General features: G+C 39.1%; 14 protein-coding genes and 1 riboswitch. Of the genes, 12 read left to right on the plus strand and 2 right to left on the minus strand.

What is annotated here, in order from left to right; all coding sequences use genetic code 11:
* The first annotated feature begins 39 nt into the window (after positions 1-39).
* The 4 genes from MHB40_RS11890 to MHB40_RS11905 are packed head-to-tail and all read left to right on the plus strand — an operon-like array spanning position 40 to position 3563.
* Positions 40-1473, plus strand: a complete 1434-nt coding sequence (locus MHB40_RS11890) for a spore germination protein (protein WP_342534681.1) — start codon at positions 40-42, stop codon at positions 1471-1473.
* Positions 1470-1601, plus strand: a complete 132-nt coding sequence (locus MHB40_RS11895) for a hypothetical protein (RefSeq protein WP_342534682.1) — start codon at positions 1470-1472, stop codon at positions 1599-1601. Before MHB40_RS11890 ends, MHB40_RS11895 begins: the two co-directional genes overlap by 4 nt.
* Positions 1602-1630: 29 nt before the next feature.
* Positions 1631-2497 carry a GerAB/ArcD/ProY family transporter gene (locus MHB40_RS11900; RefSeq protein WP_342534683.1) on the plus strand — a complete coding sequence of 289 codons (867 nt, stop codon included), beginning with the start codon at positions 1631-1633 and terminating at the stop codon, positions 2495-2497.
* Positions 2487-3563 (plus strand): Ger(x)C family spore germination protein, encoded by a 1077-nt coding sequence (locus MHB40_RS11905; RefSeq protein WP_342534684.1) that lies wholly within the window; start codon positions 2487-2489, stop codon positions 3561-3563. Before MHB40_RS11900 ends, MHB40_RS11905 begins: the two co-directional genes overlap by 11 nt.
* Before the next feature lie 41 nt (positions 3564-3604).
* Here MHB40_RS11905 and MHB40_RS11910 read toward each other — a convergent pair whose 3' ends face one another.
* Positions 3605-4951 (minus strand): MATE family efflux transporter, encoded by a 1347-nt coding sequence (locus tag MHB40_RS11910; RefSeq protein WP_342534685.1) that lies wholly within the window; start codon positions 4949-4951, stop codon positions 3605-3607.
* A 170-nt stretch (positions 4952-5121) separates the two neighbouring features.
* On the opposite strand from MHB40_RS11910, the gene MHB40_RS11915 reads away from it, so the two are divergent.
* Positions 5122-6198, plus strand: a complete 1077-nt coding sequence (locus MHB40_RS11915; RefSeq protein ID WP_205443436.1) for an undecaprenyldiphospho-muramoylpentapeptide beta-N-acetylglucosaminyltransferase — start codon at positions 5122-5124, stop codon at positions 6196-6198.
* Between the two features lie 81 nt (positions 6199-6279).
* On the opposite strand, the gene MHB40_RS11920 is transcribed toward MHB40_RS11915, so the two are convergent.
* Positions 6280-6828, minus strand: a complete 549-nt coding sequence (locus tag MHB40_RS11920) for a GNAT family protein (protein ID WP_205443437.1) — start codon at positions 6826-6828, stop codon at positions 6280-6282.
* A 542-nt stretch (positions 6829-7370) separates the two neighbouring features.
* Between MHB40_RS11920 and MHB40_RS11925 the strand changes: the two genes are divergently transcribed.
* The 7 genes from MHB40_RS11925 to MHB40_RS11955 all read left to right on the plus strand — a co-directional run bounded on the left by MHB40_RS11925 (position 7371) and on the right by MHB40_RS11955 (position 18366).
* Positions 7371-9398: a diguanylate cyclase gene (locus MHB40_RS11925; protein ID WP_342534686.1), complete on the plus strand. Its 2028-nt coding sequence runs from the start codon at positions 7371-7373 to the stop codon at positions 9396-9398.
* A 113-nt stretch (positions 9399-9511) separates the two neighbouring features.
* Positions 9512-10186, plus strand: coding sequence for a response regulator transcription factor (locus MHB40_RS11930; RefSeq protein WP_342534687.1), 675 nt, complete (start codon positions 9512-9514; stop codon positions 10184-10186).
* Positions 10183-11568 (plus strand): HAMP domain-containing histidine kinase, encoded by a 1386-nt coding sequence (locus MHB40_RS11935; protein ID WP_342534688.1) that lies wholly within the window; start codon positions 10183-10185, stop codon positions 11566-11568. The genes MHB40_RS11930 and MHB40_RS11935 overlap by 4 nt, the downstream gene beginning before the upstream one ends.
* Before the next feature lie 232 nt (positions 11569-11800).
* Positions 11801-14626 carry a 2-oxoglutarate dehydrogenase E1 component gene (locus MHB40_RS11940; RefSeq protein ID WP_342534689.1) on the plus strand — a complete coding sequence of 942 codons (2826 nt, stop codon included), beginning with the start codon at positions 11801-11803 and terminating at the stop codon, positions 14624-14626.
* 91 nt (positions 14627-14717) lie between these two features.
* Positions 14718-15965 (plus strand): 2-oxoglutarate dehydrogenase complex dihydrolipoyllysine-residue succinyltransferase, encoded by a 1248-nt coding sequence (gene odhB, locus MHB40_RS11945; protein WP_342534690.1) that lies wholly within the window; start codon positions 14718-14720, stop codon positions 15963-15965.
* Positions 15966-16306: 341 nt separating this feature from the next.
* A riboswitch (Lysine riboswitch) is annotated at positions 16307-16493 on the plus strand.
* 119 nt (positions 16494-16612) lie between these two features.
* Positions 16613-17470 carry a transporter substrate-binding domain-containing protein gene (locus MHB40_RS11950; protein ID WP_342443633.1) on the plus strand — a complete coding sequence of 286 codons (858 nt, stop codon included), beginning with the start codon at positions 16613-16615 and terminating at the stop codon, positions 17468-17470.
* 170 nt (positions 17471-17640) lie between these two features.
* Positions 17641-18366 (plus strand): amino acid ABC transporter permease, encoded by a 726-nt coding sequence (locus tag MHB40_RS11955; RefSeq protein ID WP_205443448.1) that lies wholly within the window; start codon positions 17641-17643, stop codon positions 18364-18366.
* The last annotated feature ends 11 nt before the right edge of the window (positions 18367-18377 follow it).

Raw genomic sequence — 18377 nt, forward strand, 5'->3', positions numbered from 1 at the left:
AAGAAAAATGCTTATACTCTCCAGTAGAGGAGGCGTTTTATGGATAAAGTGAAGTATATGATGAAAAGCCTGCAAAAGGCATTCTACCATTCCTCGGATTTGACCATCAGACAAATAGATTGGCATGAAGGGAATACGGCTATTTTATGCTTTTACGCTTCTCTAGTTGATGCGAAAGAAGTTCAAAAAATACTGGATACGATTTATGCACGTTTAGATACAGAAAAACCTTTTTGGAGTGAAACCTTACTTACGACATTGCAAGATTTTTCCTTGCCACAAGCGATTGAACGAGTTTGCCAAGGTGAAACACTCGTGATTTTGCCTGACACGGGTGAGATGCTGACACTCAACATCATTAATGAGGTACGTCGAAATCTCGAAGAGCCGATTAACGAACATATTCTTCGTGGCTCCCATGAGGGGCTAATTGAGCGTGCGGATACCAATTTAGCCTTGATAAGAAGGCGAGTGAATAATCCTGCCCTTGTCGTAAAATCTTTCTCGATTGGTCATCAAACCAAAACAAAAGCCTATTATCTATATATGGATGGGGTTATACAGCCTGAGACCTTACAGGAGATTGAAAAGCGAATTGCAGCGATTCAAATCGATTATTTTTATAGTATTGGTCAATTAAGTGATGCTTTAGAGGATTCGGTGCTATCGCCATTTCCTCAATTGTTAAATACAGAGCATCCAGATCGCGTGGTAGCTAATCTAGTGGAGGGCAAGGTTGTGATCATGACCGATATTTCCCCTTCTGCCTTAATTGGTCCTGTGACGTTTTTCTCTTTCTACCAAACACCCGATGACTACAATGGTCGGGTTGTCGTTGGTACCTTTTATAAAATAGTCCGTTTGCTGTCGTTTATAACGGCGGTTTTTTTACCAGCTTTTTATATAGCAGTGATTAGCTTTCACTTTGAGGTACTGCCCTTAGAATTAAGTAATCAAGTGAAAAATGATGTCAACGATATTCCTTATCGACCACTAATCGAAGCTCTCATACTGGAGATTATTATGGAGCTCATTCGAGAATCGAGTATTCGCTTGCCACAATCGGTTGGGCAAACGATTGGAATCGTCGGGGGTTTAGTAATAGGAGATGCCATCGTTAGTGCGGGGTTAGTGTCGAATTTAATGATCATTGTCGTCGCCCTAACGGCTATTTCAAGCTATGTTGTGCCATCTGTTGAATTGAATAGTACGATACGTATGCTACGTTTTCCGTTTATGGTACTCGCCTCATTGTTTGGGTTTTTAGGGATTGTCGTGGGGATTGTTATTTTACTCATTCATCTTATCAGTTTAACATCTATCAAACAGCCATATTTTTCACCCATCGTACCTTTTCAGCCGAAAGCGGTGTTTAAGATTTTTTTACGCTGGCCATTCATTAAACCAACAGTCCAAGTCACTTCCTTTCAACCGCCGAACGATGAACAGCTAAAAAATGAGGATACACCATGAATTTTTCTTTATCCAAGGCGCAATTTTTTTTACTACTATTTATTATTCAAACAGGTGTTGTCTACATTGCCTTCCAAACACCATTAATCATTTACAGTCAACACAGTGCTTGGGTTGTTTTTTTTTAGCGAGTGTCATTCATTATGGCCTGTTATGCTTGTTTGAACAGTATTATCCGTATTTCTATTTAAATGGATTTTTTCGCTGGGTCTATCAAATCTATTGGCTAGTTTTAAACGCTGTATTGATTGCCTATATGGGGTATGTTTTAGCCACATGGGTCTTACCACAAACACCTGAATGGCTTGTAGTTGGGATGATTGTAGGGCTGTCCTTGTATGCTAATCTTGTAAGACCAGAAACGGTCATCAACATTGGTGTCATGCTCATACCTATCATTTTCCTCTTCGTGATCTTTTTAATGCTTGCTGTTCCAGATTTAACGTGGAGTAATCTTTTTCCCGTTGAATGGCACAATACGAAACTAATCATGGCGGGTTTGATTCATAGTACCTATGCTTTTTTTGGAATTGAAATGTACCTTATTTATCGACCTTTTCTAAAACGAGATACACAAGTGAAAGGTCGGCCTTTATTCATCTACCAATTGGTCCTTTTTGTATTTTATATGATTTCCGTGCTTTTTACGCAAATGTTCTTTGCTCTAGAGGAAATTAAACTGATCCCAGAGCCAATCATGTATATTTTAAAATCACAGGAAGTGACATTTGTTAAAAGACTTGATATTTTCTTCGTCTATATTTGGCTATCGTGGTCTATTGTCACGGTCATGATTTTTGGTCTGTCCTTTCGCGTGCTATATTTTTCTAAAAAGAGGAAGCACCCGAAACGGAGTATTGTCATTTACCATCTTTTACTAGCGATTCTACCGCTCTTTGTAATGCAATTTCAACAAATTGAGTTTATCAAAAATTCTTTACACTATGTATTACTAGTGTTTACTTTTCTACTACCAATGATCATTATGTGTTGGAATAAATGGAGGGGAAAACGTGTTTCGTAAAGGGAGTATCATCATCTTATCTATAGTACTAGTGGCTGGCTGTTGGGATGAACGCCTTTATAAAAACGCTTCTGTTGTGACGCTCGTTGGTGTGGAAGGATATGTTGGGGATTATAAAGGTTATTATGCCTATCCGAATACAACAACTCAGCAAAATGAAGTGATTGAAGCGGTCGGGATTTCACCGAGAGAGGTGCGCACGAATGCCAATTTGAAAGTTGAGCAAACACTGGATTTATCGGAGCTATCAACCATCCTAATAGCCGATTATACGGTGAGGAAACCCATTTATGATGTCTTGGACATATATTTTCGTGATCCTAAAAATCCGATTTCTATTAAAGTGGCGATAACAGAAGGGGATGTCAAACCATATATTGACTTAACAAAGGATTTAGCAGGAAGTGCAGGCTCCTATTATGAACGCTTTATCGAAAGCACAGAGGAAAATACATTTTTTCCGAAATTAGATTTACAGACGATTGGCTCTATGCTATTTGAACAGACTGTTGATATTGTACTTCCTTATTTCCAGCTAAGTGAGGATAAACAACATGCTGTGGTGGCTGGATTAGCCTTGTTTTCAGGTCAAACGTTTACAGGCACAGTATTAACACCAAAACAATCGCTCATCATGCTTATCCTAATGAATCAATCGAACAAACAAGCACGTATGAGCTATATGTGGAAGCATGACGGGAAAGAAATGCCGATTACAGCAAATGTCATCCATATAAAGCGTAAATGGACAGTGAATGAGGAACTAAGAAGAATAACGATGGATTACCAAGTCGAGGTGGAAATCGAAGAATTCGCCCAAGATCATTTATATAAAGACCCGATTTTTAAGGATGTTCAACAAATGATTCAAGAGCATGTGCAGGCTGAGTTTGAGGAGGTTATTCGTATTCTTCAGAATCAAAAGTCTGATACATTAGGAATTGGTCGCTATATTCGCGCTTATCACCCGAAAATATTCAAAGAAGACTGGCATGCTGAATATGCTTCCTTACAGCTAGTGCCGTCTGTTCAAGTGAAAATCATTCGTACAGGTGTTTTACGTTAAAAAATCGCCTTTCTCAAGTTGGAGAAAAGCGATTTTTGTCGTTAGACTGTGACTCTTTTTTGAACAATCAGCAGGCGGATTAATAGGGTAATCGCGCCCATTGTTAAACCTGCCACAAGTCCAATCCAATAGCCAAACGGGCCGAAATCTGTATGCGTAGCAAGGGTATACCCAACTGGCAAGCCAATCACCCAGTAAGAGATAATGGCCATGATAAATGTGATCATGACATCCTTATAGCCTCTTAATGCCCCTTGTACAGGTGCTTGAATCGCATCAGATAGCTGGAAAATGGCTGCATAGACTAAAAATTGTACAGCATACTCAAGAACCATCTGATCAGTCGTATACATATGGGCTACAGGCTCACGTAAGATAAATAAGATGCAAGCAGAAATAAAGCTAAATAAAATGGCAGTGCCGACACATAGATAACTATACATACGAGCATCTCGCATGCGACCAGCCCCAATCTCAAAACCTACTAATATCGTGACGCCCATAGAAATACTGAGCGGCACCATGTATAACAGGGAGGTGAAATTGATGGCAATCTGATGGGCTGCGATAATTTCTGTGCTAAAATTACTCATCATCATGGTAACGGCAGAAAAAATACTCGTTTCTGCAAATAGGGAAATGCCGATCGGTACACCAATCAATAAAATTTCCTTCCATCGAAGCCATTCAAGCTTAGGCCAATCATGAAACAGACGGAAACGTTCGAACGGTACTCGTTTGGCGATAATCCATACAGTAATCAGGAATATTAGCCAGTATGTAATCGCTGTAGCTACACCAGCCCCGATGCCACCAAGCTCAGGTGCACCGAATTTGCCGAAAATAAAGATATAGTTCAGCACGATATTGATCGGCGTCGTCATTAAGGTAATGATCATTGTGACACGTGTCTGGCCAAGGGCATCGATAAAACAACGCATAACAAAAAATAAGAAGAGTGGCAAAAGACCAGCACACATCGAATAGATATAGCCTTTTGCAATGGTATGTACAGCAGATTCTAAGTTCATCTTGCTAAGTATCCAATCGATGCCAAAGAAGAGTCCTGTAAAAATAAGGACTGCCAGCAGTATCGCAACATAAATGCCTTGTTGGACTGCCTTTTTTGCATCCATCTCTTTTTTGGCTCCGACAAGCTGTGAGACAATGGGGGTAATTGCAAGAAGTATACCTGATAGTCCTGTATAAATCGGCATCCAAATGGAGGAACCAATCGAGACACCTGCTAAATCAACCGACCCATAGCGACTGGACATTAAAATATCAAAAAATGAAATAAGATAAATGGCTACCTGTGTCACTAAAATAGGGACAATCATTTTTAAGAGTAGCGCGTATTTTTCCTTAATTGTGGATGTTTGATACATATTTTCTACTTCCTTCATGAACATAATGAACAAGTATAGCATATGTAAAGAGAGAAAAGCTGAAATTTTCATGCTTCATCTATATCTTTTCCTCCGCATATAGTAAAATAGAACACTGTAAACAAAAAGTAGTGCTAACTACAATGGTTTTAAGGAATAGGAGAATTTGTGTGAAACAACAAACAATCATTTTAACCGGTGGTGGGACAGCTGGCCATGTATCGTTAAACCAAGCGATACTCCCGTCTTTACTTGAACTTGGTTATGATGTCCACTATATTGGCTCTGAGCAGGGTATTGAAAAAGAATTAATTGGCGAGGCGTTCCCCAATGTTCCGTTTTATGGCATTGCGAGTGGTAAATTGCGTCGTTATTTCTCGATGAAAAATTTTACAGATCCGTTTAAGGTGCTTGCTGGAATGATGCAGGCTTTTCGTATTATTAAAAAAGTGAAGCCACATGTTATCTTTTCAAAAGGAGGGTTTGTCTCTGTACCCGTTGTAATGGCAGCGAAATTGGCAGGTGTGCCAGTCGTCATCCATGAGTCCGATGTAACACCTGGCCTTGCCAACAAAATAGCCTTGCCTTTTGCTTCTCATGTATTCACGATTTTTGAAGAAACACTAAAGCATCTACCGCAAGAAAAGGCGACTTGCACAGGCTCCATTATTCGTCCTGAGTTATTTGAGGGGGAAAGAGCAAGGGGGCTATCTTTCTGCGGCTTCTCCACATTGAAGCCTGTATTGCTTGTGATGGGTGGAAGTTTGGGCTCTGTTGTCCTAAATGAGGCGTTGCGTAAAAACTTACCAGAGCTTCTAAAGCAATTTCACATCATTCATTTATGTGGAAAGGGAAACTATGACCAAGCACTAGAGGCGATGCCAGGCTACAAGCAATTTGAGTATGTGACAACGGAGTTACCTGATTTATTGCATGCTGCAGATTTTATTGTGTCACGAGCAGGCTCTAACTCCATCTTTGAATTTTTAGCGCTTCACAAGCCGATGCTATTAGTACCTCTCTCTGCGCAAAAAAGCCGTGGGGATCAAATTTTAAATGCCAACTTGTTTAAAAAACAAGGTTATGCAGAAGTGTTACAGGAAGAAGAGTTGACAAAGGAATCTTTTATGAAGTCTGTTCATACACTAACAGAGCGTAAAGTGGCAATGGTAGAGACAATGGCAAAAACGCAAAAACCAAAAACACCAGATGAAATGGCGTCCTTAATTTTACGCTACAAAAAATAAGTGCTATTTGAAAAGAAAAGAAGCTATGAGGCAGGTCAAAATGACAACACCTTATAGCTTCTCTTTTATCTATATCGCACACTACATTGCTTGCTCTTCGCCTTCTTGCATTTGATGTGCCGTTGTTAGGTAGAATAAATCTTTTGGAATTTTAAATAAATCAAATTGTGCCTCACCACTATTGACCTGTGCTAATAATGTTGGGTGACTTTCATTGGCGTTCACTACATAAGGTAGCTTTAAAGCAGCACGCTGTGATTTTAAATTTTCAACTCGTATACGGAGAAATACCGTGTGGAAATTATAGTCAAAAAATAATTCGTTCAAAAATAACATTTTTGCTTTTTGATTATAACCTTTACCTTGGTAAGGGAGTCCAATCCACGTTCCTAGAAAGCCTGCACCGTCCTCCACATCGTGAATACTAATGGTGCCGATTGGTTGACCCCAATCATCAGTTATGGTCCTCGAGATAGCGAGTCCTCTCGCTTCCTCTTCAATCAGTTGTTTTGTCATAAACCAATATTCATCAGCAGATGTGGCTTTTTGACGGACAAAAGGGAATACAGAAGGGTGTGATAATAGCTCATAAAGCTCTGTACATTCATGCAGGTCTCGATGTTTAAGCATACGAAACGCCTCCTTTACTAGGGTAGTTAAAACAATTCCGTTGAAGCATAAAGAAGAAAACTAAAATTCGTACTGGAATTAAAACCCAAAGAACTAGACGTTATAACTATGATATTCCATAATCTCCCGCTGTCTTACTGATTTCGACCATACCGAAAAAAGGCTAGTTTTTTAAATATAATATAACATATAATCTGTTTGATGCAATCATTTTGCTCGTAAAAAAACAAAATTTGAGTTTAATAGTCAGTAAATTCTGACAAAAGAAATGAGATTATCAATAATATTGTTGTTTTTTAGCATTAAGCCTATCCTATCAATTTTATCTAATATTAATCATTTATCTAATCCTTTAGTAGGAATAGAGACTTGCTAGAATAGGTAATATACCAAAAATTATCCTAAAAAGGATATAATTTTTATGATTCTAGAAAGGTAATTTTTTATTTTTATGTTATAATAGTAGTATTAATTTTGATCTAATGAAACATACATATGAACATTTCTATCATGATGGCAATGGCTTTTCTGGAGGTGACAGCATGGAGTATATTTTAAGCGAAGATTTCTTTAATTCATTATTTATTGGCAAGGATTTTGCTTTTCTCGTGAAAAAAGTTGGGGACGATTATCAATATATTCGCTTAAATCAAGCAGCTCGAGATCTGTTATCGAATGAGGCGATTGGCAAAATGATTTCGGCCGTTACCTCAAAGCGTAATTTTTCGATCATTCAGAAAAATTATCATGAGGCAATTAGAGAACATAAACAGGTTGACTATGTAGATTATGCATATGTTCAGTCGGAGGTTCGTAAATATGAAACATCCGTCAGACCGTTAAAATATAAGAATGAAGACTATATATTAGCCATTACGAAGGAAATACTTTATGACCGCAGTATTGAAGATAAATTTTTATTTATGCGGTCCATGTTTGATCATGCCTTTTTCTCTACGGTCATTTTATCGGCTGAGGGCATAGTATACGAAGTGAATTCAAGCTTTATGGAAGATTTTCAACTAGATAATGAAACGGTCAAACAAAAAATGTTTGTGGATTTACCGATTATTCCAAAAGAAGAAGTGGAACAAATTCAAGTTTGTTTACAAAAAGCTGCACGAGGAGAAAATGTTGGTGAAAAGTTTATTAAATTGCATACATTGGACCAGCAGGAACGCATGTATTTGCTGTCGTTATCACCGGTGATGCAGGACGATAATTCCTTTGCCATATTTCTTGTTATGCAAGATTTTACACAATTTACTTTACAAAAAGCAGAACTACGCTCGAAGTCTCATGGGCTAGAAGTATTTAAATCTGCATTAAATTCAGCTACGGCCATTGCTGTATTAGATCATGAGTGCAACATCACTGAAGTGAGTGATATGTTTTTACAGGCTTCTGGCTACACGGCTGAGGAGTTAATCGGTCAGCCCTACGCGTTAATTGAACCTCGGTTCCGTGGGCAAAACCTTTTACCAATAATCGAAAGTAAGCTGGATACGGTGGGGATTTGGCGTGGAGAGCTTTGCTATCGAACAAAATATCATGTCGATTATTGGGTAGAAGCAACCATCGTACTATTAAAAAATGAGTTTGGTCAAATTGAACAAATTTTAACCATTAACTATGATATTACCGATAAGAAAAGAATGTTCACAGAATTAAAAAATATTGAACGTACATTCCGACTCATTACGGAAAATACAAACGATTTAATTGTGATTACAAATGAAGATGGCATCATTATTTATGCTTCACCTTCCTATGGTATTTATTTGGGCTATGAAAATGTAGAGCTACAAGGACAATTTTACAGTGACATTATTGATCGGGAAAGTAAGGGCGAATGGCAGACATTCTTGAATAATTATACAGGACAAACTGATTCACAGTTCGAGCTATTGCTGAAGGCGAAGGATGGGACACCGATTTGGACGGAGGGGAATGTCACGGTTGTGCATGATCCTGAGCGTGAAAAGGTTTCGCAAATTATGATGGTGTCTCGTGAAATTACCCATCGCAAAGAAAGGGAAAATGATTTGCTGTATCTAGCCTATCATGATGCTTTAACACAGCTACCCAATCGGCGCTATTTACAAAAGGAGTTTCCAAAAATCCTGGCTGAAGCAAATGAAAATCAGACTAGTGTGGCGATGCTCTATATAGATGGCGATGATTTTAAAGAAGTAAATGATGGCTTTGGTCATGACACAGGCGATGCGTTTATTCAGCGATTTGGCAGTTGCTTGAACAAAACCGTCCGAAGCCATGATATGGTTATTCGAATAGGTGGCGATGAATTTATTGTCATCTTAACAGGCTTAACGAGAGAGCAAGAAAAAAGACATCATCAAATTATGCATATTATTCGTCGCATCCGTGATGAATTAGCAGAAGGCTGGATGATAGAGGACCATCTTTTTACACCAACAGCCTCTATTGGCATTGCCTATTACCCAGACCATGCCCAATCTTTGGATGAGCTAATGGATTTAGCTGACCAAGCATTATATAAATCAAAAGAATTGGGGAAAAACAACCTCTCCATTTCCGACATACACTAAAAAAGTCTGTCCACAAGGATTTCCTTGTGAGACAGACTTTTTATTTGATGTTATGCTATAACAGTATAGGGATAAAAATCCTACATCGTTATTTTGGAATAGAAGGTGATACGATGTCTAAGAAGATATTGTTGGTAGAAGATGAGAAGCATATTGCTCGTTTTGTCGAACTTGAATTACAGCATGAAGGCTATGAAGTGAAAACTGCCTTTGATGGTCGTGAAGGTTTGGCTATGGCAACCTCTGAAAATTTTGATGTACTGTTACTGGATGTCATGTTACCGAGCATTAATGGGATTGAGATTTGCCGTCGTATTCGAACACAATCACAGGTGCCCATTATTTTATTAACGGCACGAGATGCTGTGATGGATCGTGTAGCGGGCCTCGATGCAGGGGCAGATGACTATATCGTCAAGCCTTTTGCAATTGAAGAGCTGCTGGCAAGAATACGGACGATTTTACGTCGTGTCACACCAGAGCAGACAAGCAGTGACTCTTTATGCTTACGGGATATTGAAATAGATGTAGCAGCCTATGAAGTTTTCGTTCAGGGGAATAAACTTGACCTAACAAAGACAGAATATGACTTACTGAAACTATTAATCGAGCACAAAAATAGAGTCTGTACGCGAGAGCATATTTTAACATCCGTTTGGGGCTATGATACGGATATTGAGACCAATGTGGTAGATGTTTATATCAGACATTTACGGACAAAGCTCCCTGGTGCGATGAACGATTATATTGAAACCGTTCGCGGTGTTGGGTATGTGATGCGAGAATGAATAAGTTAAAAGATTATTTACGTCAGCAATCCTTGCAGAAAAAGTGGATGCTGACCTCAAGCAGTGTCATCTTTATTAGCTTTACAATTATTTGTGTAGTCGTCTATCTTTCTCTGCATACATGGTTATTAAACGATGAGGAGAGTAAGGTCAATCGGACAAGTAAGGATATCATCTCTTTTTTAGAATCACAGGGTCCTACAATTACCATTCAGCAAATTCAGCAAAATACGGGCTTGCTCAAATCGATTGCGGATCGCGATGAAACAGTCCGAATATTTAATGCTGATGGGGTGGATATTTTACGAATCAATGATACCTCTGCTGCTGCACCACTTAGCTCGCTGCAAGAGATTTTTGAGATGACCATTGATAAGCAGGATGTGTTGGTCATCAATGAACCGATACGGATGGGCTTTTTCCAAGGCTATATTCAAGTGATTCATCCTTTAACTAGTTTTCAATCACTCATGCACTATCTATTGACCGCCATGCTGATAGCAGGATTAGGCGCATTAGTGTTATCAGGCTCTATTGGCTATTATTTGGCGAACTATTTAATGAAGCCATTACATGAATTGCGTGCATCCATGAAAACGGTGATGGATCAAGGGTTTAATGAGCCTATACAGCTAACCTATACATCACATGACGAAATTGGTGATTTACTGAAAATGTACAATGCCATGATGAATGAGCTGCAAATTTCATTTACCCAGCAGCAGCAATTTGTCGCCGATGCTTCCCATGAGCTACGTACGCCGATCCAAGCAATTGAAGGACATCTTTCTCTTTTAAAAAGATGGGGCAAACATGATCCCGCCATATTAGAAGAATCCATTGATACCTCCTTAACAGAAATTGCTCGTATGCGCAAAATGATTGAGGAATTATTAGAGCTTGCACGGCGTGAGGAAAAAGATGAGACAAGTGAGGCAAATGCACTAGTGGTCATTCAAGCAGTGATGGATGAGCTCAAGCTTGTTCATCCACAAGCGCGAATTTTGCTGTCGAAGCATGGTGAAATAGGTCTGTTATTTATCTCCGAAAATGCACTAAGTCAAATTGTTCGTAATATAATAGAGAATGCCATTCGTTATTGTGAAAAAATTCCTGAGATACAAATTTCTATTTCTGTTGCTGGAAATTATGCATGTTTAGAAATTGCTGATAATGGTATAGGAATAGCAGAAGAGGATATTCCGTTTATCTTTGATCGTTTTTATCGAGTGGACGAAGCAAGAAATCGTCAAATTGGTGGAACGGGCTTAGGGCTTAGTATTTCGAAGATGTTACTTGAAAAATACAATGCAACGGTAGAAGTCAAGAGTGAGGTTAATATTGGAACCGTTTTCTTGCTGAAAATCCCGCTAAAATATTAAGAAAAATACATGCTTTATTTCATTATTCTATCCTTTGCGAAAAAAATTGCTTAATTTGCTAAAAAGAGTTGTATTTTTTGTGAAGAGTAGTAAGATTGAGATGGAAAAAACGTTCTTTAAAATATGGAAAAGTAGTGTGAAACATTCTTTTAAAGAACGGCTAAATATTATATAATTAATTGCAATTTAATTAATGGAACTGCCGAAAGGCAAAATTTGGAGGTCATTTTTCATGTCGAACAACGTTACAACTGTAAGTTCTCCATGGTCAGCTTTCTCTGGTCCTAACTTAGGATATGTGATGGAGCAATACGACTTATTCTTACAGTCTCCTGAAGAAGTAGAACCGGAGTTAGTTTCTTTATTCCAACAATTTGGTGCACCAGTAGTAGTAGAAGGTGAAGTAGCTGTAGCTAGTCATACAGCAGCGGCTCCTGCTGGCGATTACAAAAAAGTGTTAGCCGCTGTAAAACTAGCAGATGCAATTCGTTCACGCGGTCATTTAGCGGCAGATATTTATCCTCTGAAAAACCGTGAACTACAAACAGCTCAAATTGAAGAAAGCGCGTTCAACTTAAGCGCTGCAGATTTAGCTGAAATTCCTGCAGCAATCTTCTTCAAAGATGTGCCAGCAAACGTGAAAAATGGTAAGGATGCAATCGAATATTTAAAAGCTATTTATACAGATAAAGTAGCATTTGAATATGGTCACGTAGTAGCTACTGAAGAACGTGATTGGATTCAAGCGCAAATCGAAACAGGCTCATTCAAACAAGCATTATCTGCTGATGAGAAGAAAGCCTTATTAGATCGTTTAACTCGCGTTGAAAATTTCGAGAAATTTATTCATAAAACATTTGTAGGGCAAAAGCGTTTCTCTGGTGAGGGCTTAGATACGCAAATCGTTCTATTTGATGAAATCATTAAAACGGCAGAAGCGAAAAATGTGAAAAACGTACGTATTGGTATGGCACACCGTGGTCGCTTAAACGTTTTAACACACATTTTAAATAAACCTTATGACATGATGTTCTCTGACTTTGCACATGTTTCCAATGATTTATTTATGCCAGAGCATGGCCGCCTTGAAATTACAAAAGGTTGGACAGGTGATGTGAAATACCACATGGGTGCTTCTTACAACCGTGAATCTGGTGTGAATGTGAAATTGGCTTACAACCCATCTCACTTAGAAGTGGGCAATCCAGTCGTACTTGGTGCTACTCGTGCCACACAAGATGATACGTCTAAACCAGGGCAACCTGCCTTCGATCGTACAAAAGGCTTAGGCATTCTTGTGCACGGTGACGCTGCGTTCCCAGGTCAAGGGATTGTAACGGAAGTGTTAAACTTCGCTAAAACTGAAGGCTTTACAACAGGTGGAACAATCCACATTATCGCAAACAATATGATCGGTTTCACAACAGAACATTATGATTCTCGTTCTTCTGTATACTCTTCTGACCCAGCAAAAGGCTATGAAGTGCCAGTAGTCCATGTCAATGCAGATAGCCCAGAGGCAGTAGCACAAGTTGGTCGTTTTGCAGCGAACTACCGTCAAACATTTGGCAAAGACATCATTGTGGACTTAGTAGGTTACCGTCGTCATGGTCATAACGAAACAGATGATCCAACAGTGACAAACCCAGAAACATATAAATTAGTATCTAAACATGAAACAGTGCGTGCATTATATGGTGCACAATTAGTGGCAGAAGGTCTTGTATCTAATGAGGATGTAGCGGCACTAGATACAGCGATCTATGCAGAAATGCAAGCAGCCTATGACCATGTCAAAGAAATGGCAGATAAAGATGATCATCATCATTTAGAAATGCCAGAAGAATTAAAAGTAGAATTCCCACAAATTGATACGGCAGTTGGTGCGGAGCGTTTAGAAAAAATCAATGAAGAGCTTTTAGTGTTTGAAGAAAACTTCGAGCCACAGAAAAAGCTTGGTAAAATTTTAGAAAAACGTCGTGATGCTTATGCATCTGCAAAAATTGACTGGGGCCATGCGGAAACGTTAGCGTATGCAACGATTATCCAAGACGGTACACCAGTACGTTTTACAGGTCAAGATGCTCAACGTGGTACATTCTCTCAACGTCACTTAGTACTACATGATAAAAACAACGGCAATGTCTTCACACCACTACACCATATTTCTGGTGCGAACGCATCCTTTACAGTATACAACTCTCCACTGACTGAAGCTGGGGTAGTAGGCTTTGAGTACGGTTACAATCTAGAAAACAGCCATGTACTAACAGTATGGGAAGCACAATTCGGTGACTTTGCGAATATGGCACAAGTGATGTTTGATAACTTTATTTCAGGGGCACGCTCTAAATGGGGTCAAAAATCTGGCCTCGTTATCCTATTACCTCATGGTTATGAAGGTCAAGGTCCAGAGCACTCTTCAAGCCGTATGGAACGCTATTTACAAATGTCAGCTGAAAATAACTGGTTTGTAGCGAACTGTTCAAATGCAGGAAACTACTACCACTTATTACGCCGTCAAGCAGCATTATTAGGTACAGAAGGGGTACGTCCACTTGTAGTCGTATCACCAAAATCATTATTACGTCACCCATTAGCTGCGGCGAATGCTGAGCAATTAGCAAATGGTTCATTCCAAGAAGTGATTGAACAACCAGGCTTAGGCGCTAAACCAGAAGCTGTAGAGCGCATCGTTTTAGGTACAGGTAAAGTGATGATCGACATAGCAGAGCGCGTGAAAGACGGCGAAGGCTTCGATCACCTACACATTATCCGTGTAGAACAACTTTACCCATTCCCAAAAGAGCAAGTTGCTGGTATCATTGCTAAGTATCCTAATGCGAAAGAGATCGTTTGGGTACAAGAAGAACCTAAAAACCAAGGCTCATGGAATTATGCACTAGAAACATTATATGCACTTTCAGAAGGTAAAAAGCTTCGCTATGTAGGTCGTCCTGCAATGAGCTCAACTTCTGAAGGAGATGCAGATTCTCATAAAGCAGCACAAGCAGCTCTTATTGAAGAAGCGGTTGCTGAGTCAGTAAAGGTTAAATAATCACATATCAATTTTTGAAACTGGGCTACTTGCCCTTAAGCAGTAGCCCTTCTATGTGCGTCATGCACGTTAATCAAAGGAGGAAATGAAAGTGGCTGAAATTAAAGTCCCTGAATTAGCAGAATCGATTACAGAAGGTAGTATCGCACAGTGGGTAAAAAAAGTGGGCGATCGCGTTGAAAAAGGTGAATTCATCGTTGAACTTGAAACAGATAAAGTAAACGCTGAGATCATTTCTGAAGAAGCAGGTGTATTAACACAAATTTTAGCTGAAGAAGGCGATACTGTACTAGTTGGTCAAGTTATCGCAGTAGTAGAAGCAGGCGAAGGCGCAGCAGCAGCACCAACTGAAGCAGCTCCAGCTCCGGCAGCGCCACAAGCAGCACCTGCACCAGTTGCAGCGGCTCCAGTAGTAGAAGAAACTTCTGGTGAACGTGTAGTTGCATCGCCAGCAGCACGTCGTCTTGCACGTGAAAAAGGTATTGACCTTGCAGCGGTATCTCCAGTAGATCCACAAGGACGCGTACGTGTACAAGATGTAGCAGCACATGGTACAGCACCAGCTGTAGCACCAGTAGCAGCACCTACATCAGTAGCAACTTCAGGTGGCCCAGTAGTATTCACACCAGCGGCTAATTCTGACCGTGTAACAATTGAAAAAATGAGCCGTCGTCGTCAAACAATTGCAAAACGTTTATTAGAAGTGAAACAATCAACAGCAATGTTAACAACATTCAACGAAATTGACATGACAAACATCATGGCACTTCGTAAACGTAAACAAGAAGAGTTTGTGAAAGCAAACGACATCAAACTTGGTTTCATGTCATTCTTTACAAAAGCTGTTGTTGCAGCACTAAAAAAATATCCATACGTAAACGCTCAAATCTCTGGCGATGAAATTCATTTAAATAACTTCTTTGATATCGGTATTGCTGTATCAACTGAAGAAGGTTTAGTCGTACCAGTTGTACGCGATGCAAATAGCAAAAACTTCGCTGAAATCGAAAAAGATATCGCTAACTTAGCGACAAAAGCTCGTGATAAAAAATTAGGCCTAAATGACATGGCTGGTGGATCATTCACAATCACAAACGGTGGTGTATTCGGTTCATTAATGTCAACACCAATTATGAACGGTACGCAAGCTGGTATTTTAGGTATGCACTCAATTGTTAACCGTCCAGTTGGCGTAAATGGTGAAGTTCAAATCCGTCCAATGATGTATGTAGCACTTTCTTACGATCACCGTATCATCGATGGAAAAGATTCTGTAGGATTCTTAAAAACAGTTAAAGAATTAATCGAAAATCCTGAAGATTTATTATTAAATTCATAATGCCATTAAACCCTGCGAACAATGTTCAGCAGGGTTTTTTTGTGCATGACGAAAGGTTTTGACCGATTCTATTTTTGAAAGAGTACGAATGTTATATCGTTTAGAGGAGCCAAAAGAAATAAACACAACTTTTCTCACAGAGAGCATATACGCTCTAATAAAAATTTGTTGTAATTTTCGGAAATATCGATGAAAGCTCAACGATTTAAAATGGATAGGGAACGCACAATACCCTAATATTGTCATTAGTCAGAAAAATGTTAAAACTGTCTTGACGAACATATTAGTTTTATAGTAGTATCTAAATATCAATTAAATAAACAAACCTCACGAATATTTACCAGTGAGGTAGAGGCGCGGTATTTATTAGTTCATTGTAGAGTACAAGCAAGCGAAGACGCAATGAAGAAGGAAATATCGCCGAAGTATAAAAGGAGCTCGTACTTTTATACTGGGTCTGCAGTGAATAAGTGCAGGACTGTCCTAGTAAATGGATTTCCAGATTTACTAGGTTGTGCTATCTCGGAAACATGGAAATTATAGTGAGGATTTGGGCAACTGTCATAAAAGGTAAGACCTAAGTTCAATATACTTAGGTCTTTTTTAGTACAGTTGTCTTATTTTTTTACAGAAAAGGGGAGTTTTTCATGAAAAGAAAATGGTTGTTAGTAATGATCTCTATCATGACGGCAATTGTGCTAGCTGCATGTGGCACAAGTGACAAAAAAGAGGGCGGTTCAGGTGATGCTGGAGCTGACAAAGAAGAAGGCGGCGGTGAATTCCGAATTGGAATGGAGGCTGGCTACCCACCGTTCAACTGGACACAGCAAGATGATGCGAATGGCGCTGTGAAAATAGCGGATAATGCAGAGTATGCAGGTGGCTATGATGTACAAATGGCGAAGAAAATCGCTGAAGGTTTAGGCAAAGAGTTAGTCATAGTTAAAATGGAGTGGGACGGATTAGTGCCAGCGCTACAATCGAACAAAATTGATGCGATTATCGCAGGTATGTCACCAACAGAAGAACGTAAGAAAACAATTGATTTTACAGAAAACTATTACACTTCTGATTTTGTGATGGTTATTAAAAAAGGTAGCAAATATGAAGATGCAAAATCGATTCAAGATTTCTCAGGTGCTAAAATTACATCACAATTAAATACATCAAACTACACAGTGATTGATCAAATCAAAGGCGTAGAAAAACAAACGGCAATGGAAAGCTTCCCAGCAATGCGTGTGGCTTTAGAAGCAGGTAAAATTGATGGCTATGTAGCTGAACGTCCAGAGGGTATTTCTGCTGCTGCTGCCAACGATAAGTTCACATATGTAGCATTTGAAGAAGGCTTTGATACAGATCCATCAAATACTTCAATTGCTGTAGGCTTACGTAAGGACGACGCAAATCGTGAAAAAATCAATGAAGTTCTAAAAGGCATTTCGGAAGACGATCGTCAAGCGATTATGGAAGAAGCTATTTCGCAACAACCAGCAGCACAATAATGACAAGGCACGGGCTAGTTGCTAGTCCGTGCATGATCATTTCATCATTATCAAAATGAGAACCTCTCTACATAATGATAATGTCCTAGCGTGACAAAACATAGAATGGTAGAAAGAGCTAGGACACAAAAGAAATAAGCAAGCAAGATGACATTGTTAGGAGGAACATCATGAGTCTTGAATGGATACTTTCAATTATTGAAAACAACTGGCAAATGTTTTTACGAGGTGCGTATTATACGTTACTGATTTCGAGTATTAGTACAATTATTGGTGCATTTATCGGATTTTTCATCGGAATTATGCATACGATTCCAGTTCGTAAAAAAGGTGTGAAATTTTATAGCTTAAAGCTCATTAATTTTATACTGACATGCTATGTTGAATTTTTCCGTGGTACACCAATGATTGTACAGGCTATGGTTGTCTACTACGGATTAGATATCGCATTCGGTATCGATATGCACTTTATTACAGCAGGTATTTTAGTCGTTTCCCTCAATACAGGGGCATACATGGCAGAAATTGTTCGTGGTGGTATTGTATCGATTGATAATGGTCAATACGAGGCAGCATCAGCAATTGGTATGAATCACTTCCAAATTATGATTCACGTTGTCTTACCACAAGTAGCGCGTAACGTCTTACCAGCGACTGGTAACCAATTAATTATGAATATTAAAGATACAGCCGTTTTAAATGTCATTGGGGTAACGGAATTATTCTTCCAAACTAAATCAATTTCAGGTAACAACTTCCGCTATTTCGAATCATTCTTTGTTGCATGTATTCTTTATTTCATCATGACATTTACCGCATCACGCATTCTTCTTTACGTTGAAAAACGTCTAGATGGACCTGATGCCTATCAAAAAGAACAAAAAGAAGCCGTATAGGGGGACGCACA

Source organism: Lysinibacillus sp. FSL K6-0057, assembly GCF_038630885.1.
Classification (GTDB): Bacteria; Bacillota; Bacilli; order Bacillales_A; family Planococcaceae; genus Lysinibacillus; species Lysinibacillus fusiformis_F.

Bases quoted from the DNA above. Each gene is read 5' to 3' on its own strand.
- MHB40_RS11910 (WP_342534685.1), bottom strand. From the start codon at position 4,951: ATGTATCAAACATCCACAATTAAGGAAAAATACGCGCTACTCTTAAAA.
- MHB40_RS11930 (WP_342534687.1), top strand. From the start codon at position 9,512: ATGTCTAAGAAGATATTGTTGGTAGAAGATGAGAAGCATATTGCTCGT.
- MHB40_RS11895 (WP_342534682.1), top strand. From the start codon at position 1,470: ATGAATTTTTCTTTATCCAAGGCGCAATTTTTTTTACTACTATTTATT.
- MHB40_RS11920 (WP_205443437.1), bottom strand. From the start codon at position 6,828: ATGCTTAAACATCGAGACCTGCATGAATGTACAGAGCTTTATGAGCTA.
- MHB40_RS11935 (WP_342534688.1), top strand. From the start codon at position 10,183: ATGAATAAGTTAAAAGATTATTTACGTCAGCAATCCTTGCAGAAAAAG.
- MHB40_RS11940 (WP_342534689.1), top strand. From the start codon at position 11,801: ATGTCGAACAACGTTACAACTGTAAGTTCTCCATGGTCAGCTTTCTCT.
- MHB40_RS11955 (WP_205443448.1), top strand. From the start codon at position 17,641: ATGAGTCTTGAATGGATACTTTCAATTATTGAAAACAACTGGCAAATG.
- MHB40_RS11925 (WP_342534686.1), top strand. From the start codon at position 7,371: ATGGAGTATATTTTAAGCGAAGATTTCTTTAATTCATTATTTATTGGC.
- MHB40_RS11890 (WP_342534681.1), top strand. From the start codon at position 40: ATGGATAAAGTGAAGTATATGATGAAAAGCCTGCAAAAGGCATTCTAC.
- MHB40_RS11950 (WP_342443633.1), top strand. From the start codon at position 16,613: ATGAAAAGAAAATGGTTGTTAGTAATGATCTCTATCATGACGGCAATT.